This window comes from Streptomyces sp. NPDC050416 (genome assembly GCF_044458845.1).
GTDB lineage: Bacteria > Actinomycetota > Actinomycetes > Streptomycetales > Streptomycetaceae > Streptomyces.
In genome coordinates this window covers 194,125-211,176 of record NZ_JBITII010000012.1, presented here as the reverse complement: position 1 = coordinate 211,176, position 17,052 = coordinate 194,125, and the positions used below count along the sequence as shown (strand labels likewise).

Annotated in this window: 15 protein-coding genes and 2 pseudogenes; 7 read left to right on the top strand and 10 right to left on the bottom strand. The window is 72.2% G+C overall.

Annotated features, from left to right (window positions below; translation table 11 throughout):
• Positions 1–13 precede the first annotated feature (13 nt).
• Together ACIBL4_RS32440 and ACIBL4_RS32435 are read left to right on the top strand one after the other, a co-directional pair.
• Positions 14–763 (top strand): futalosine hydrolase, encoded by a 750-nt coding sequence (locus tag ACIBL4_RS32440; RefSeq protein ID WP_399415331.1) that lies wholly within the window; start codon positions 14–16, stop codon positions 761–763.
• A complete protein-coding gene (locus ACIBL4_RS32435; protein ID WP_399415330.1) occupies positions 753–1,601 on the top strand; it encodes a 1,4-dihydroxy-6-naphthoate synthase in 849 nt (282 codons plus the stop codon). The genes ACIBL4_RS32440 and ACIBL4_RS32435 overlap by 11 nt, the downstream gene beginning before the upstream one ends.
• A gap of 23 nt (positions 1,602–1,624) precedes the next feature.
• Here the strand turns inward: ACIBL4_RS32435 and ACIBL4_RS32430 are convergent, their stop codons facing one another.
• Positions 1,625–2,008, bottom strand: coding sequence for a cold-shock protein (locus tag ACIBL4_RS32430; RefSeq protein WP_010035896.1), 384 nt, complete (start codon positions 2,006–2,008; stop codon positions 1,625–1,627).
• Positions 2,009–2,171: 163 nt separating this feature from the next.
• Here ACIBL4_RS32430 and ACIBL4_RS32425 point away from each other — a divergent pair, with 163 nt between their 5' ends.
• Positions 2,172–2,420, top strand: coding sequence for a hypothetical protein (locus ACIBL4_RS32425; RefSeq protein ID WP_399415329.1), 249 nt, complete (start codon positions 2,172–2,174; stop codon positions 2,418–2,420).
• Here ACIBL4_RS32425 and ACIBL4_RS32420 read toward each other — a convergent pair.
• Together ACIBL4_RS32420 and ACIBL4_RS32415 are read right to left on the bottom strand one after the other, a co-directional pair.
• A complete protein-coding gene (locus ACIBL4_RS32420) occupies positions 2,399–3,040 on the bottom strand; it encodes an HAD family hydrolase (RefSeq protein WP_399415328.1) in 642 nt (213 codons plus the stop codon). The genes ACIBL4_RS32425 and ACIBL4_RS32420 overlap by 22 nt on opposite strands.
• 59 nt (positions 3,041–3,099) lie before the next feature.
• Positions 3,100–4,122, bottom strand: coding sequence for a hypothetical protein (locus ACIBL4_RS32415; RefSeq protein ID WP_399415327.1), 1,023 nt, complete (start codon positions 4,120–4,122; stop codon positions 3,100–3,102).
• A 153-nt stretch (positions 4,123–4,275) separates the two neighbouring features.
• Between ACIBL4_RS32415 and ACIBL4_RS32410 the strand changes: the two genes are divergently transcribed.
• Together ACIBL4_RS32410 and ACIBL4_RS32405 are read left to right on the top strand one after the other, a co-directional pair.
• Positions 4,276–6,810 (top strand): helicase-associated domain-containing protein, encoded by a 2,535-nt coding sequence (locus ACIBL4_RS32410; protein ID WP_399415326.1) that lies wholly within the window; start codon positions 4,276–4,278, stop codon positions 6,808–6,810.
• A gap of 176 nt (positions 6,811–6,986) precedes the next feature.
• Positions 6,987–7,118: a hypothetical protein gene (locus ACIBL4_RS32405; protein ID WP_356926258.1), complete on the top strand. Its 132-nt coding sequence runs from the start codon at positions 6,987–6,989 to the stop codon at positions 7,116–7,118.
• Positions 7,119–7,443: 325 nt separating this feature from the next.
• Here the strand turns inward: ACIBL4_RS32405 and ACIBL4_RS32400 are convergent.
• Positions 7,444–7,578 (bottom strand): annotated as a pseudogene (locus ACIBL4_RS32400) (ATP-binding protein); the annotation flags it as partial.
• A gap of 112 nt (positions 7,579–7,690) precedes the next feature.
• Positions 7,691–8,632 (bottom strand): annotated as a pseudogene (locus ACIBL4_RS32395) (TIGR00645 family protein); the annotation flags it as partial.
• Between the two features lie 131 nt (positions 8,633–8,763).
• On the opposite strand from ACIBL4_RS32395, the gene ACIBL4_RS32390 reads away from it, so the two are divergent.
• On the top strand, positions 8,764–10,407 hold the full coding sequence (locus tag ACIBL4_RS32390; RefSeq protein WP_399415325.1) for a DNA repair helicase XPB: 1,644 nt from the start codon (positions 8,764–8,766) through the stop codon (positions 10,405–10,407).
• A gap of 14 nt (positions 10,408–10,421) precedes the next feature.
• Here ACIBL4_RS32390 and ACIBL4_RS32385 read toward each other — a convergent pair whose 3' ends face one another.
• Complete coding sequence (locus ACIBL4_RS32385; protein ID WP_307175948.1) at positions 10,422–10,610, bottom strand: hypothetical protein; 189 nt, start codon at positions 10,608–10,610, stop codon at positions 10,422–10,424.
• Between the two features lie 295 nt (positions 10,611–10,905).
• Here ACIBL4_RS32385 and ACIBL4_RS32380 point away from each other — a divergent pair, with 295 nt between their 5' ends.
• Positions 10,906–12,960, top strand: a complete 2,055-nt coding sequence (locus ACIBL4_RS32380; RefSeq protein WP_399415324.1) for a HelD family protein — start codon at positions 10,906–10,908, stop codon at positions 12,958–12,960.
• 79 nt (positions 12,961–13,039) lie between these two features.
• Here ACIBL4_RS32380 and ACIBL4_RS32375 read toward each other — a convergent pair whose 3' ends face one another.
• The 4 genes from ACIBL4_RS32375 to ACIBL4_RS32360 form a co-directional block, all read right to left on the bottom strand.
• Entirely contained in the window at positions 13,040–13,780 is a 741-nt protein-coding gene (locus ACIBL4_RS32375; protein ID WP_399415323.1) for an SDR family NAD(P)-dependent oxidoreductase, read from the bottom strand.
• A gap of 82 nt (positions 13,781–13,862) precedes the next feature.
• Complete coding sequence (locus ACIBL4_RS32370; protein ID WP_399415322.1) at positions 13,863–15,401, bottom strand: BTAD domain-containing putative transcriptional regulator; 1,539 nt, start codon at positions 15,399–15,401, stop codon at positions 13,863–13,865.
• A gap of 127 nt (positions 15,402–15,528) precedes the next feature.
• Positions 15,529–16,221, bottom strand: coding sequence for a copper homeostasis protein CutC (locus ACIBL4_RS32365; RefSeq protein WP_399415321.1), 693 nt, complete (start codon positions 16,219–16,221; stop codon positions 15,529–15,531).
• Positions 16,222–16,367: 146 nt separating this feature from the next.
• A complete protein-coding gene (locus ACIBL4_RS32360; protein WP_399415320.1) occupies positions 16,368–17,045 on the bottom strand; it encodes a maleylpyruvate isomerase family mycothiol-dependent enzyme in 678 nt (225 codons plus the stop codon).
• Positions 17,046–17,052 lie beyond the last annotated feature (7 nt).

Here is a 17,052-nt window from a genome sequence, read left to right as displayed (position 1 = left end):
TGGGCTGGGCAGGGTGCTTGTCGTCACCGCCGTTTCTGTTGAGCGGGACGCGGTGGTTGCTGCCGTGGGGGCGTTGCCGTCGGGGTCCGATGGTGAGGTGCTCGGCGCTGCAGGCCGTGCCCACCCGTTCCGCCCCAGCGGAACGACTGCCCACGGCGGTAGCAGCGGCAGCGGTATCGACGTTGTCGTCGTTGGGGTCGGGCCCGGGCTCGCCGGGGCGGCCACCGGGTCCGTGCTTGCCGCTGCCGCCCTGCAGGGAACGCCCTATGACCTGGTCGTTTCCGCTGGGATCGGTGGGGGGTTTCTGCCCGAGGCGCGCGTGGGATCGCTCGTCGTCGCCGATGAGATCGTCGCGGCCGATCTGGGGGCCGAGACGCCCGACGGGTTCGTGTCGGTCACCGAGCTCGGGTTCGGGAGCGTTCGGCATCAGCCGCCCGCGGACCTCGTACGGCTGGTCCGCGACGCCGTCGGGGCGCGGAGCGGGGCCGTGCTCACCGTGTCCACCGTGACCGGGACCGCCGAGCGGGCCGCCGCGCTCCGGAAACGTCACCCCACCGCCCTCGCCGAGGCCATGGAGGGCTTCGGGGTGGCCGAGGCCGCTGCCCTGCACGGGGTGCCCGTGCTGGAGGTGCGGGCGATCTCCAACCCCGTCGGGCCGCGCGACCGCGCCGCCTGGCGTATCCCGGACGCCCTCGCGGCCCTCACCGAGGGCTTCGGGAAGCTCGTGCCCGTACTGGAGAGTTGGAACCGGCATGACCAGTGAGCAGCTGAAGATCGCCTACTCCCCCTGCCCGAACGACACCTTCGTCTTCGACGCCCTGGCCCACGGCCGCGTCCCCGGCGCCCCCGCCTTCGACGTGACCTTCGCCGACATCGACATCACCAACGGCATGGCCGAGCGCGGCGACTTCGACGTGCTGAAGGTGTCGTACGCCGTGCTGCCCTACGTCCTCGACGAGTACGCCCTGCTGCCGTGCGGGGGTGCGCTGGGGCGGGGGTGCGGGCCGCTGGTGCTGACGCGGGAGCCGGACGTCGACCTCACCGGCCGCACGGTCGCCGTGCCCAGTGAGAAGTCCACCGCCTATCTGCTGTTCCGGCTGTGGGCCGCGGACACGCTGGGCGACGGGGTCGGCGAGATCGTCGTCATGCCGTTCCACGAGATCATGCCGGCCGTACGGGACGGGAAGGTCGACGCGGGGCTCGTCATCCACGAGGCGCGCTTCACGTACCGGAACTACGGCCTGCACAAGCTCGCCGACATGGGCGAGCACTGGGAGAACACCACCGGGCTGCCGATCCCGCTGGGCGCGATCATCGCCAAGCGGTCGCTGGGCGAGCAGAAGCTGCGGCTGCTGGCCGACTCCATCCGGACGTCCGTACGCGCCGCCTGGGACGACCCCGAGGCCTCCCGGCCGTACGTCATGGAGCACGCCCAGGAGATGGACCCGGCCGTCGCCGACCAGCACATCGGGCTGTACGTCAACGAGTTCACCGCCGACCTCGGCGAGGACGGTTACGCCGCCGTACGCGGGCTGCTGACACGCGCTGCGGCCGAGGGACTGGTGCCGCCCCTCGGCCCGAACGCACTGCGATTCCCGTAAGCGGTCTACGCGTCCAAGCCGGTCTACACGTCCAATTGGTCGGCGACCGCGCGCAGCAGGCCCGCGATCTTCTTGCCGGCGGTCTTCTCGGGGTAGCGGCCCCGCTCCAGCATCGGCGTGATGTTCTCCAGGAGCGTCGTCAGGTCCTGGACGATGGAGGCGAGCTCGTCCGGCTTCTTGCGGGTCGCGGCCGCGACCGAGGGGGTCGGGTCCAGAATCGTCAGGGACAGCGCCTGGTCGCCGCGCTGTCCGGCGACGACACCGAACTCCACCCGCTGTCCCGGCTTGAGCGTCTCGACTCCGGCGGGGAGGACCGAGGAATGGACGAAGACGTCACCGCCGTCGTCGCGGGAGAGGAAGCCGAAGCCCTTCTCGCTGTTGAACCACTTGACCTTGCCGGTAGGCACGTCTGTCCTCGTCCTCGTACTCGTCGGAAAACTGCTTCTGGAAACGGCTCTTGATAGCACTCGGGCGGGTCGTACGACCCGCCGGTACCAAGGCTAATGCTCTTCAGGCCGGTGACAAGACGTCACCCGGTTGTTCCTTCGCGCTGGGAACTACCCTGGTCGGGTGCGTGACAAAACCCAAACGAATTCCGCCGCTCCCGGTGACCGTCTGGTCCGTGCCGGTGCCATCGTCTTCTTCATCGGCGCCGTGGCCACACTGGTCACGGTCGCCCCGCTGTTCCTGGGGACGACGCCCTTTCCGACGTACATGTTCGGCCTGAGCATGCTCATGGCGGTCGGATTCCTGATCGCCGGCGCGGGAGTACTGCGTTCCGTGGCGGCCGGTCGGCGTCAGGCGCGTGCGGGACGGTAGTCCGAAAACCACCCGGGGAATTCCGTCAGGTCGGTGAGGACGACGTCCGCGCCCGCCGTGCGCAGTTCCTCCGCGGGGCAGGGGCCGGTGGCCACCGCGACCGACAGCGCGCCGGCCGTCCGGGCGCCGCGCACGTCCCCGACGTGGTCGCCGACGTAGACACCCGCGTCGTGCTCGCGCAGCGCCTCCGCCTTCTGTTCGGCCCACAGGTCGCCGATGACGGCATCGGGCTCGATGCCGAGGTGGGCCAGGTGCAGCTTGGCGTTGGGCTCGTACTTGGCCGTGACGACTATCGCGCGTCCGCCGGCCTCCCGTACGGCCGCGATGGCCTCCCGCGCGCCGGGCAGCGCGGGGGTCGCGGCGATCGCGATGGCCGGGTACATCTCCCGGTAGACGTCCGCCACGGTCTCGACCTCGTCGGCCGGGAACCAGTTGATCAGCTCCTCGGCCAGCGGCGGCCCGAGCCGCGTGACCGCCAGATCGGCGTCGATGTACGTCCCCGTCCGCTCGGACAGCTCCTGATAGCAGGCCCGGATGCCGGGGCGGGAGTCGATGAGGGTCATGTCGAGGTCGAAGCCGACGGTGAGCGCGGGCGGGGTCATGAAGGCCATATGGGCCATTGTGCCCAGGGGGTGTGAACCGCAGACGTCACCCCGTGACCGGCCAGGCCCGACAGGGCCTAACGAGAGCGCTGTGAGCGCCAGACCAGGAACAGTGCCGAGGCCACCGCCGCGCCCCTGACCACCCACGGCCAGGTCTCGGCCACCGCGTCGCTCATGTGGCCATCGGCGATCGGGGTGCTCCAGCGGTCGTTCGTCCGGCCCCACAGCCAGAGGATCCCGGCCGCGACGGAGAGGCTGGGGAGGATCACCACCGCCCACTTCGTCTCCGCCGGGGACAGGCGGCGTGAGGCGTAGGCGATGAGCCAGCCCAGGATCAGCACGAACCAGTTGCCGAGCACGGCGCCCGCGACGAGCAGACCGGCGGCGATGAGGAGGAGCGGGTTGCTCCAGCCGCCCGCGGGCAGGCGCGGCAGACGCCGGCGGGTCGCCTTGCCCGCCGTCTCCTCCGGCTCCCCGGCCACCTCGACGGCCGCAGCCGTCTCCTCGCCGACCGCCGGCTTCCCCAGGTCCGGCTTCCTCGGCTTCGGCTGCCTCAGCAGGTCCGGCAGCTCCACGCCGCCCACGAAGCCCGGCACTTCGTCGCCGACGCCGAACGGGCTGCTGTCCACCCGCCACCAGTCCGGCTGGACGGCGCTGTCCCCGAGCTCGTGCCCGGCGGCCAGGTGCGGCGGGGCCGCGCCCCCGGCGGCGGGGTGTGACTCCTCGGCGGGCCGGGCCGGGCGGGGACGCGGTACGACGCGCCGCAGGACCCCCTTCGGCCGCTCGCCCGTCTCCTGCGGCTCGCGGACCTCGCGCTGTACGGGCACGGCGGCCGGGGCGCTCTGTGTCGTACCGCCGCCTCCCGCGCCCGTGCCGTCCGCGGCCGCCGCCACGATCTCGTCGGGGCTGCCGAGGCGGGACAGGATGCGGCGGACGGCGGCGGGCGAGTCGACGGTGGCCTTCGCGCGGCGCTTGTCGATCTCGTTGCGCAGGTCCGCGACCAGACGCATGCGCGTGGCCGACGACAACTGCCGCTGCTGGGCCACGTCGCCGACGCGGCTCAGATACTCGTAAACGACCTGGTCGCTCTCAATCCCCACGAAGTCCCCTCCGGGGCGTGTGCGTTGGCTGACGCCGTCGGTCGACGGTACCGCGAGTCCGAGCAGGGGACCCACAAGCCCGTCCGGCACCGGCCCCGCCCGCCCGCGCACGGTCGCCCCGGCCGCCGGAGGCGACCCGCTACCGTGGACCGGATGAGCACCGAGGACAGGCCTTCGGCCCCCCGTTCCCTCGCGGAAGCGCTCCGCGGGCGGGACGACGTCTCGCTGGGCGCGCTCCTGCGCAGCCGTCCGGATCTCATCACGCCCGTCCCCACCGACCTCACGCAGCTCGCGACCCGCGCCGGCACCCGGGCCTCGGTCGTGCGGGCCCTGGAGCGGCTGGACCGGTTCACGCTCCAGACGGCGGAGGCGCTGGCCGTGGCGGCGGATCCGGCGACGTATGACGAACTGCTCGGACTCATGGCCGGGGACGACGCCGACCCGGCCGTCGCCCGGGCCCTGCCGCACGCCCTGGGCGTCCTGCGCGAGCAGGCCCTGGTCTGGGGCGGCGACGACCGGCTGCGGCTGGTCCGCACGGCCCGTGAGCTGCTGGCCCCCTCGCCGCAGCACCCCTCGCCGACGGGGCTCGGCCCGACGGTCCAGGAGGCCACCGCCGGGATGTCCCCGGGGCGCATCCAGGAGATCGTCACGGCCGCCGGACTGCCCTCGACCCATGACTCGGTCTCCGCGGTGACGTCCCTGACCGAGCTGTTCACGGACCGGCGCCGGATGGCCGCGCTGCTCGCGAAGGCCCCGGCCGACTCCCTCGAGGTGCTGGAGCGGCTGGTGTGGGGGCCGCCGTACGGGCAGGTCACGGCCGATCCGGCGCCCCGGCTGCGCTGGCTGCTGGACCGGGGGCTGCTGTTGCCGACGGCGCCCGGCACGGTCGTGCTGCCGCGCGAGGTCGCGCTGCATCTGCGGCGGGGGCTAGCGCACCGGACGCCCGAGCCGGTGCCGCCGGCGGTCGAGGCCGCCGCCGTTCACCGTCCACAGGTTGTGGACAGCACCGCGGCCGGGCAGGCGTACACCGCCCTCGCGACCGTCGAGGAGCTGCTGAAGGACTGGGACGAGGGCGGGCCGGCGGTGCTGCGGGCCGGCGGGCTCAGCGTGCGGGACCTGAAGCGGACCGCCGTCGCCCTCGACGTGCCCGAGCCGGTCGCCGCGTTCTGGGTGGAGCTGGCGTACGCGGCGGGCCTGATCGCCCCGGACGGGGAGGCCGACGAGCGGTACGCGGCGACCCCGGCGTACGACGAGTGGCGGGAACGGCCCGCCGCCGAGCGCTGGTCGCGCCTGGTCACGGCATGGCTCCCGGCGACCCGCACGGCCGGGCTGGTGGGCGGCCGGGACGCGAAGGACCGTACGTTGTCGGCGCTCGGGCCGGGCCTGGACCGTTCGGCGGCGCCCGAGGTGCGGCACCGGGTGCTGGCGCTGCTGGCCGGGCTGCCGGAGGGCGCCGCGCCGGTCGCCGAGTCGGTGCTGGCCCGGCTGCGCTGGGAGCGCCCGCTGCGCGGTGCCCAGCAAGAGGGCGATCTCCGCAGCCGGCTCGCCCAGTGGGCCCTGTCCGAGGCGGAACTGCTGGGCGTGACGGGCAGGGGTGCGCTGTCGGCCCATGGCCGGGCCCTGCTGGGGGCGCCCGCCGCTCCCGCGAAGAGCCCGGAAGCGGAGCCCTCCGGGCCGGGCGACAAGCTCCCGGTGCACCACCGCCCCACGCAGGTCCCCACCCTCTCCCCCGCCGAACAGGCCGTCGCCTCCGCCGCCGCGGCACGGCTGCTCACGCCGCTGCTGCCCGAGCCGCTGGACCACGTGCTGCTCCAGGCCGACCTGACGGCGGTGGCGCCCGGGCCCCTGCGGCGGCCGCTCGCCGACATGCTGGGCGTGCTGGCGGACGTCGAGTCCAAGGGCGGGGCCACCGTCTACCGGTTCACGCCCGGCTCGGTGCGGCGTGCCCTCGACGCCGGGCGGAGCGCCTCGGACCTGCACGCCTTCCTCGCCGAGCACTCCCGTACGCCGGTGCCGCAGCCGCTGACGTACCTGATCGACGACGTGGCCCGCAGGCACGGCCATCTGCGCGTGGGCGCCGCCTCCGCCTACGTCCGCTGCGACGACGACGCGGTGCTGGGCGAGATCCTCGCCGACAAGCGGGCCGGTGCCCTGGGGCTGCGCCGGCTCGCCCCGACCGTGCTGGCCGCGCAGACCGACCCGGCGGGGCTGCTGGAGGGGCTGCGGGCGATGGGCTTCGCGCCGGCCGCCGAGTCCGCCGAGGGCGATGTGCTGATCACCCGCGCGCACGCGCACCGTACCCCGCCCCGTACGGCACCCGAGCCGGTGCCGGAAGGCCCGCCGGTCCCCGACGAGACGCTCCTCGCGGCGGCGCTGCGCGCCATCCGGGCCGGCGACCTCGCCTCCACCACCCCCCGCAAGCCCGGCACGGCTCCCGAGGTCAACGGCGAACTGCCCCGCACCGGTTCCGCCGAGACCCTCGCCACCATGCAGGCCGCCGTCCTGACCGGCGAGGCCCTGTGGATCGGCTACGTCAACGCCGAGGGCGCCGCCAGCCAGCGGGTCATCGCCCCGATCCGCGTCGAGGGCGGCTTCGTCACGGCGTACGACCACACGGCGGACGAGGTCCGTACGTACCCGCTGCACCGGATCACCGGGGTCGCGGAACTCGCCGACGACGCGGGCTGAGCCGCGGGGGCTGCTCCGGTCAGGTCTCACCCGTTCGGGTGCACGCCGGCGTTCGTGCACGCCACGCCGGGGATTTCCCACGCTTGAGGGACCTTGCCGGGCGTGCCGCATTCCGCCGTGCGCGTAGGGGCAGCCACCGGGTGTCCTGTGAGTCCTTGCCGAAAGGAAGTCCCAGCATGCGCGCTGTCCGTCGATTCGCCGCCGTCCTGGCCACCGCCGCCCTGATGACGTTCGGCGGGCTGGCCACTCCGGCCGCCGCGGTGAGCATCGATGTCGCCGGGCTCGTCCTCGAGACACCGCAGATCTGATCCGCCTTGTCGGGCCGGCTCTGGTGTCCCTGGGCCGGCCCGCGGTGGGTGTCCCCTGTCTCCCGGTTCGTGAAAGGCCCTGTCGCCCCATGCGTGAAAAGCTCCCCGCCGCCGCGCTGTGCGCCGTCGCCCTAATGGGCGTGCTCACGACCTGTGCCGCCGCTGCCCCCGCACTGCCGCTGCCCCTGCCTGCCGCGGGCACCGAGCCCCTGGTCTCCGAGGCCATCGGCATCGAGGGACCGCTGATCCAGAACGTCGGTCTGCCCACCATCGCCGCGGTGGAGGCGCCGCCGAAGACCTCGTCCCAGCGGCCGAGCGGGCGGTCGCCGGTCACGATCAGCGAGGCACGCTCGTAGCGGTGGGCGACCAGGCGGAAGAACAGTCCGGCGGTCGCCGCGTCGAAGGGCGTGTAGCCGACCTCGTCGACGAGGAGCAGGGGGTACTCGTCGAGGGCGGCCAGCTCCGCGTCGAGCCGGCCGGCGGCCCGGGCGTCGGAGAGCCGGGCGGCCCACGGCGGCGGTCGCGAACAGCACCCGGTGCCCGGCCTGGCAGGCGCGCACGCCGAGGCCGATGGCGAGGTGCGTCTTGCCGGTGCCGGGCGGGCCGACGAGCACCACGTTGCGCCGGGCGGCGACGAACTCGGCCTTGCCGAGCCGGGCCAGTGCCTCCCGGTCGAAGCCCCGGGGGTGCTCCGGGTCGAAGTCCTCCAGCAGCTTGCGGACCGGGAACCCGGCCGCACGGATCCGGGCCTCGGCGTCCGCGTCGGGAGCGGGCTGCCGGGGCAGGGCGGGGGTGACGGCCGGGGCCTCGGGCCTCGATGCCGAGGGTTGCGGTGCCGATGACTGCGATTCCGATGACTGCGATGTCCCGGGCTGGGCGGAGGCCCGGCCGGCCGGGGAACGGTCCGCATGCCCGCGGTCCCCGTGTCCGCGGTTCGACTGTGCCGCCATCGGGCCCGACATGTACGCGAGGATCGCCGCCGAGAAGGTGAACGCCATGTGGATCACCGTCCCCCACAGCAGGGCGTGGTGGGAGGTGTGGTGGACGTCCACGAACATCTGCAGCAGATGCACGGAGGAGATGCCCACGATCGCCGTGGCGAGCTTGACCTTCAGTACGTTGGAGTTGACGTGCGAGAGCCATTCGGGCTGGTCACGGTGGCCCTGGAGGCCGATGCGCGAGACGAAGGTCTCGTAGCCGCCGACGATCACCATGATCAGCAGGTTGGCGATCATGACGACGTCGACCAGCTTGAGGACCGCGAGCATCACGTACGTCTCGGTGGCGTGACCGCTCACGCACATCACGATTAAGGTCCACAGCTCCTTGAAGAACTTGTAGACGTAGACGCCCTGGGCGGCCACCAGCCCGAAGTACAGCGGGGCCTGGAGCCAGCGGGTGGCGAACAGGGCGTATCCGCGGGTGGTGGTCGTTGGGTTCCGCACGGTTCGCCATTCTTCGGGGCCGCCGTGGAAAAAACTGAATTCACACCACACGTTGGGATGAAAAGGCATTCTGTAGGACCGGAGCCGGTCCGGTCCCGCGCAGATCACACCCTCGGGACGGCGACGATCAGGCACACTGGACGTTTGGCCGAGTCGTTCGAGCCGTCCGAGCCGTCCGGCCGTGGGAAAGGGTGCCACGCGTGAATGGTCCGCTGATCGTCCAGTCCGACAAGACCCTGCTCCTGGAAGTCGACCACGAGCAGGCCGGTGAATGCCGTCGGGCCATCGCCCCGTTCGCGGAGCTGGAGCGGGCGCCGGAGCACATCCACACCTACCGGGTGACCCCGCTGGGCCTGTGGAACGCCCGGGCTGCGGGCCATGACGCCGAGCAGGTCGTGGACGCGCTCGTGCAGTACAGCCGCTACCCGGTGCCGCACGCGCTGCTGGTCGACATCGCCGAGACGATGGACCGCTACGGGCGGCTCACGCTGTCCAAGCACCCGGCGCACGGGCTGGTCCTGACGACCACCGACCGTCCGGTGCTGGAGGAGGTCCTGAAGTCGAAGCGGATCGCGCCGCTGGTCGGCACCCGCATCGACCCGGACACGGTCGCCGTGCACCCCTCCGAGCGGGGGCAGATCAAGCAGACGCTGCTGAAGCTGGGCTGGCCGGCCGAGGACCTCGCCGGGTACGTCGACGGCGAGGCACACCCGATCGAGCTGGCCGAGGACGGCTGGGCGCTGAGGCCGTACCAGAAGCAGGCCGTGGAGAACTTCTGGCACGGCGGGTCGGGCGTGGTCGTCCTGCCCTGTGGTGCGGGCAAGACGCTGGTCGGCGCCGGGTCGATGGCGCAGGCGAAGTCCACGACCCTGATCCTCGTCACGAACACGGTCTCCGCCCGGCAGTGGAAGCACGAGCTGGTGAAGCGGACGTCGCTGACCGAGGACGAGATCGGCGAGTACAGCGGGACGAAGAAGGAGATCCGGCCCGTCACGATCGCCACCTACCAGGTCCTGACGACCAGGCGGAAGGGCGTCTATCCGCACCTGGAGCTGTTCGACTCCCGGGACTGGGGCCTGATCGTCTACGACGAGGTGCACCTGCTGCCGGCGCCGGTGTTCAAGTTCACGGCGGATCTCCAGGCGCGGCGGCGGCTGGGCCTCACGGCCACGCTGGTGCGTGAGGACGGGCGCGAGTCGGATGTGTTCTCCCTGATCGGGCCCAAGCGGTTCGACGCGCCCTGGAAGGAGATCGAGGCGCAGGGCTACATCGCGCCCGCCGACTGTGTGGAGGTCCGGGTCAATCTGACGGACGCGGAGCGGCTCGCGTACGCCACGGCCGAGGCGGAGGAGAAGTACCGCTTCTGCGCGACGACCGACACCAAGCGGAAGGTCACGGAGGCGATCGTCCGCCGTTTCGCCGGGCAGCAGATCCTCGTCATCGGCCAGTACATCGACCAGCTCGACGAGCTGGGTGAGCACCTCCGAGCGCCCGTGATCAAGGGCGAGACGTCGAACGCGCAGCGGGAGAAGCTGTTCGACGCGTTCCGGCAGGGCGAGATCAGCGTGCTGGTCGTGTCCAAGGTCGCGAACTTCTCGATCGACCTGCCGGAGGCGACGGTCGCGATCCAGGTGTCCGGCACGTTCGGGTCGCGCCAGGAGGAGGCCCAGCGGCTGGGCCGGGTGCTCCGGCCGAAGTCCGACGGACACCAGGCGCACTTCTACTCCGTGGTCGCCCGGGACACCCTCGACCAGGACTTCGCCGCGCACCGCCAGCGCTTCCTGGCGGAGCAGGGGTACGCGTACCGGATCATGGACGCGGACGAGCTGCTCGCGGAGAGCTGAGGCGGGCGGGCCGCTCACTTGCGGCGGACCACGCCCACTTCCTCGCCGTACTGGCCGAGGATGATCACGTCGAAGGCGGCGCCCGCGAACACCTTGACGGCACGCAGGGCATCGCCGAGGCGGTGCCGGTGGCTGCCGGCCACGGCGGTGGCGCCGGGCGGGCGGCCCGGTGCCGGGGCGGGGGAGATGGTTGCTGCGCTCATGTCTCCATGGTGCGTTTCCGTACGTAAAGTCCGCGTCGGCCTGAGGACCGAACCCCCGTGCTCCGCCCGTACGCCTGCGGACCGACGCCGGCCCCTGAGGGAGGAGGACCTCGTCCCCTAGGGGACGAGACCCAGGAGACGGGAAAGCGCGGGCGAGAAAACCGTTGGCGGCCGGCTCCTCCGCCCCTCTAAGATCTCCGCTCTTGCCCGCCTCCCTCACGGAGCGCCGCCGACCGGACGGAAACCGGCCGGCATCTCACCGCCATCTCTCAGCAGGTCCTCCGGAGGCACCCCCTTGTCCACGCCCGTCGACGACCCGCTCTCCCGTGAGCGCTCCCACCTCGCCGCGTCCCGTTCCGCCCTGCGTGCCATGCGTGAGGGCGTCGAGGCCCTCGACATCCGCGACGTCACCGCGAACTGGGTCAACGCGGAGGTGCTGGCGCACCAGATCGAGGAGCGCATCAAGGCCCTGGCCGACCTCAGCGACACCCCGCTGTTCTTCGGGCGGCTCGACTATCTGCACGCGCCCGGCGCCGAGGAGGCCGAAGGTGCCGAGGGCGAGCGCTTCTACATCGGGCGGCGGCATGTGCACGACCAGGACGGCGACCCGATGGTCATCGACTGGCGCGCCCCGGTCTCCCAGCCGTTCTACCGGGCCTCGAAGAAGGACCCGATGGACATCGCGCTGCGTCGCCGCTTCGGCTACACGGGCGGCGACCTCACGGCGTACGAGGACGAGCACCTGTCGGACCCGGCCGAGGCGGCGGGCACCAGCAAGCTGCTCCAGCAGGAGATCGAGCGGCCCCGCGTCGGCCCGATGCGGGACATCGTCGCGACGATCCAGCCCGAGCAGGACGAGATCGTCCGGTCGGGGCTCTCCGGCACGGTGTGCGTGCAGGGCGGCCCGGGCACCGGGAAGACCGCCGTCGGCCTGCACCGGGTCGCCTACCTCCTCTACGCCCACCGCGAGCGCCTGGCCCGCACCGGCACGCTCGTCATCGGACCGAACCGTTCCTTCCTGCACTACATCGAGCAAGTGCTGCCCGCGCTGGGCGAGTTGACGGTGCAGCAGGCCACCGTCGAGGACCTGGTGGCGCATGGGGAGATCAAGGGGACGGACGACGCGAGGGCCGCGGTCGTCAAGGGCGACGCCCGCATGGCGCGGGTGCTGCGCAGGGCCCTCTACGCGCACGTCACGGTGCCCACCGAGCCGGTCGTGGTCGTGCGCGGTTCCCGCCGCTGGCGCGTGGCGGCGTACGAACTGGAGGAGATCGTCCGCGAGTTGCTCGACCGCGACATCCGCTACGGCGCCGCCCGCGAGGCCCTGCCGCAGCGCATCGCGCACGCCGTGCTGGTGCAGATGGAGCGGTCGGGCGAGGCGCCGGACGACCGGGTGCAGGACGCGGTGGCCCGCAACAGCGCGGTCAAGGCGGCCGTCAAGGCGGTCTGGCCGGCCGTCGACCCGGCGAAGCTGGTGCTGCGCCTGCTGACGGACGCGGAGTTCCTCGCCGAGCACGCGGAGGGCATCCTCGACGAGGACGAACGGAAGGCGATCCTCTGGGCGAAACCGGCGCGCAGCGTCAGGTCCGCCAAGTGGTCGGCCGCCGACGCCGTCCTCATCGACGAGGCCACCGACCTGATCCAGCGCACGCACTCCCTCGGCCATGTCGTCCTCGACGAGGCGCAGGACCTCTCCCCCATGCAGTACCGGGCGGTCGGCCGCCGCTGCACGACCGGCAGTGCGACCGTCCTCGGCGACCTGGCGCAGGGCACCACGCCATGGGCGACCCGGAGCTGGCAGGAGGCGCTGGCCCACCTGGGCAAGCCGGACGCGGTGGTGGAGGAGCTGACGGCCGGTTTCCGCGTGCCGACGGACGTCATCACCTACGCGTCCCGGCTGCTGCCGTACATCGCCCCGGGGCTCACCCCCGTGGTCTCGATCCGCGACAACCCGGGCCACTTCGAGGTCCGGGAGGTCACCGGCGCCGCCGACGTGGTCGACGCCTGCCGCGCGTCGCTGCGCCACGAGGGCTCGACGGGCCTGATCGCGGCGGACGCCCGGATCCCGGAGCTGGCGGCGGCCCTGACGGAGGCCGGGATCCCGTATCTCGGCCCCGGCGAGGAGACGACCCGGGAGACCCGCCTGACCCTGGTCCCGGCGTCGCTCGCGAAGGGCATGGAGTACGACTACGTCGTCCTGGACGAGCCCCGGGCGGTGGTCGACGGCGAGCCGGACGAACGCACGGGCCTGCGGCGCCTGTACGTGGCGCTGACGCGAGCGGTGTCGGGACTGACGGTGACGCACGCGGCCGGGCTGCCGCCGCAGTTGGCGTCAACGCCCCTTCGCTGAAGCGCCGGCCTTGCACGACGGGCATCACTGACGGTGATGCCCGCGCGAGGCCCGTCAGCGCCACGCAGTCGCTCCTGCCTCAGGTCGCGACCAAGCCGCCGTCTGCGGTGAGCACCGCGCCGGTGATGTAGCTGGCCTTGTCGGAAGCCAGGAACACCACGGCCTCGGCGATCTCCTCAGGCTCGCCGGCGCGGGTGAGCGGTGTGTTCTGGCTGAACGCCTCGAACATCTCTCCCACCGTGTCGACGGCCATGTCGGTCCGGATCGGGCCGGGTGCCACAGAGTTGACGCGAACGCCCGCCGCGCCGAACTCGACGGCCCACGACCGGGTCAGCGCGTCCATCGCGGCCTTGGAGGCGTTGTAGACGGAGCCGACCGGGGTGCCGATCTGCGCGGCGACCGACGACACGTTGACGATCGCCCCCTTCTTCTTGGCCACCATGGCCGGCGCGAGCGCGGCTGTCAGGAAGTAGGACGCACGAACGTTGATGTCGAACACCTGCTCGTAGCTGTCGAGCGACTGCTCGGGGGTCGGCGAGAACGGGAAGATGCCTGCGTTGTTCACCAGCACGTCCACCTCGCCGACCTCCTCGGCGAGCCCGCGGACGTCGTCGATCTTCGCGACGTCCGCGACGACGAAGTGCCCGGTCCCGCCCGCCTGCTCGATCAGCTCGACGGTCTCCTTGCCGAGCTCGGCCCTGCGCCCCGTCACGTAGACGGTGGCACCCGCCTCCGCGAGCTTGACCGCGATCGCGCGGCCGATACCCGACGTGGCGCCGGTGACGAGTGCCTTCTTGCCCTGAAGTTCGTTGGTTGACATGTCTGCAAACCTGGCCGGGTCAGATCGTCAGAGCATAATTTCCGGATATACGGCCTGGTCAGGTCGAGGGCTTCGAAAGGAATCAGGCGGTCAGGGCCGCTGTGCGCCGCCCGAAGTAAAGGCGCACGAACTGCGGCATCCGGTAGCGGCCGAGTACGAGCGGCTCGATCAGGTGCACGCCCGCGAGTGACTCCAGCACCAGCTCGATCTCACCGGGGTCGGCCCCGGACATTTCCGCCGTCTTGTGACTGTCGATCACCTCGGCGTCCTGGCGCGCGAAGCACATGAGCATGCGCCGTTCCGGATCACTCAGCCGCTCCTCGGCCGCGATCAACGGGGCCAGCATCGCGGCGCAGTCGGACGGGATCACGCCGTCGAGCGTGCTATCCCGCTGCATCTGCAGCAGGGCCATCTCGATCGTCCAGTGAGGACGCGAGCTGAGCCTGCCGCCGATCACCCTGATCGGGCCCGGCAGTCGCGAAAGGCGTTCCAGCAGCACCCCGGCCTGCTCGGGTTCCGCGTCCGCGCGCACCGGGCCGAGGGCCTTGCGGAAGAACTCCCGTGCATCCCGCTCGGTCAGCCCGGCGATCTTCAGCCAGGTCACCCCCGGCAGCTCGTTCAACCGGCGGACGCTCGTGAGAATCATCGCCGAGCCGGGCGTGGCGAGATCGCGTACGGCCGCCGCGTCCTGCACGTCGTCGATCACTACCAGGAACCGCTTGCCGCGTGCCTTCTCCCGCCACAGTGCGGCTTTGTCGCCGACGGGGTTCTCCACGCCGATCGCGCGCAACAGCTCGTCGGCGACGTCCCCGCCCCTGACGAAGATCTGCCCGTCCGGGAAGCGGCCCCTGACGAGGTGGCCGATCCGGGTGGCCAGCACGGTCTTGCCGCTGCCCCGCATACCGGTGATGCCCACGGTGCCCGGCAACGTCCGGAGAGCCTGCGCGATCTCCTCGGCACGGCCGGTGAAGTCGATCAGATCCGGCAGCAGCTGCTCCGGCCTGCGCGGCGGGGCGAGGTCGCCGTTGAGGATCTGCGCGTGGACCTTGCGCAGCTCCGGCCCTGGGTCGAGGCCGAGCTCCTCGTTGAGGAGTGCGCGCGCCTGGTGGAAGTGGTCAAGTGCTTCCCCCTGCCTGCCCTCCAGGTAGAGCGCGCGCATCAGGAGGGCGCGCGGTCGTTCCCTGAGCGGGAAGGCGGCGACATGCTTCTGCAGCTCCAGCACGTCGAGCTCGCGTTCGAGGCAGTCCTCCAGCCCCTTGAGACGGTAGTCGCCGAGCCGCACGCGTTGCGCGTCGAAGTAGGCGCTCCGGAGGCCTTCCAAGGGCTCGCCGCGGCAGTCGTCGACGATCTCGGCGCGGACCGTGTACCCGCCGTCCCTGGACTTCAGGTTCAGCTCCGGAAGCGTCTTGCGGATCTTGTACACGTACGTCCGCAACGCCATCACCGCGCTCGGCGTCGGGTCGTCCCAGACCATGCCGATCAACTGGTCGTTGCTCAGCCGGATGCCGTTGTTCAGCAGCAACGCCGCCAGCACCGCCCGCTGCTGGCGCGGCCCCAGTTCGATCTCCTCTTCGTCGCGCCAGGCTCGTACCGGACCCATCAGTGAGAAGCGCAGGCTCATGCAACGGCACAACGCACGGGCACATCCCCTGCTTCCCCGTACAGAGGCGACCGATGGAAGGCACCCTGAAGCTCAACTCCCGCCGCACGCGGGGTCACCGGCACCCGCGGGTGCGGCCCGGGGGCGTTCAGACGGAGTCCAGAGCGGCACGCCACCGCGCGACCGCATCCGCCGACACCGGTGCCTCCCAGCCTTCCGGCCGGGCCGCCCCGCCGACGTGGAAGCCGTCGACCCCGGCCGTCAGCAGCGTCGGCACGTGGTCGAGCCGCAGCCCGCCCCCCACCAGGAGACGCTGCTCGTACCCCGGCTCCCCCTGCCGGGCCGCCTCCGCGAGCAGTACGGAAAGCCCGTCGTCGACCCCGTCCGCCGACCCGGCCGTCAGGTACGTGTCCAGCCCGGGCATCCCGTCCAGCTGCTTGCGCAGGGCGTCCCGGTCGGCGGCCCGGTCGATGGCCCGGTGGAAGGTCCAGGGACAGCCGTCCAGCACGCCGACGACCCGCTCCACCGCAGCCAGGTCCACTGCGCCGTCCGCGTCGAGGAACCCGAGCACGAACTCCTCGGCCCCGGCCTCCCGCAACTCCGCCGCCACCCGCACCAGCCGGTCGACATCCCCCGCCGCGAAGCCGTCGGCGAGCCGCAGCATCACCCGCAGGGAGATGTCGACGGCCCGGCGGATCCCGCCGACGGTGGCGGCCGACGGGGTGAGCCCGTCGGCCGCCATGTCGGTGACCAGCTCCAGCCGGTCCGCGCCTCCGGCCTGGGCGGCGACCGCGTCCTCGACGCCGAGGGCGATCACCTCCAGGACTGCACGCTTGCTCATGGGGCCCCTTCGTCGGCATGGCGTCGGCGTACGACAGCGGATCTGGTCCAGACAGGTCCAGCCAGGACAGGTCTAGCCCATACAGGTCTAGTCCAATCAAGACTACGCTGCCCGCTTCCGCCGCGTTCCACGCCCCGGGGCCTGGCTCAGCCGAAGATGTTCAGGTCCTTCGCCTCCACCCCGACCAGCTCGAACTCGGCCCCGTCGACCGGCCGCCCCGTGTACAGCCGCACCAGGGTCGGCCCGTCCCCGATGAAACGGCCCGGGGGCCGCTCCCCGCCGCTCTCCCCGAGCCGCAGGGGTTCGTCCAGGTCGTCCAGGTCGGCGTGCAGCGGCACATGCCCCCGCTCCCGGGTGATCCGGGCGAGCAGCGCCAGCGCGTCCGGCAGCCCGGCCCCGCCGTACGCCCCGGGCTCGCCGAAGGCGTCGCGCACGTCCCCGGCGTGCACCCACTCCCCCAGCGCGAGAGCGTCCAGCTTCCCGCCCGCCCCGGCGATCACCGGCCCGGCCTCGGTCATCCCGCGCTCCAGCTCGTCGACCACCCGGGCGTTGCTCCAGCCGCCCCGCTCGGCGATGTCCCGGTCGTTCGACTCGGGCGAGAACACGCCCTCCTCGAACCGGTTCTCCACCACCCGGGTGAGCGCGGCCGAGCAGTGCGCCAGCACCGACCGCACCGACCAGCCCGGACACGCCCCCACGGGCAGCGCGAAGTCCTCCTCGGTCCTGGCCCGCAACAGCGGGATCAGCGCGTCACGCTCGATCGCGAGCAGCCTCCCGGGTTGCTCCGGGTCCCGTACGTCGTGCACATCAGCAGGAGTCGTCATGGGACCC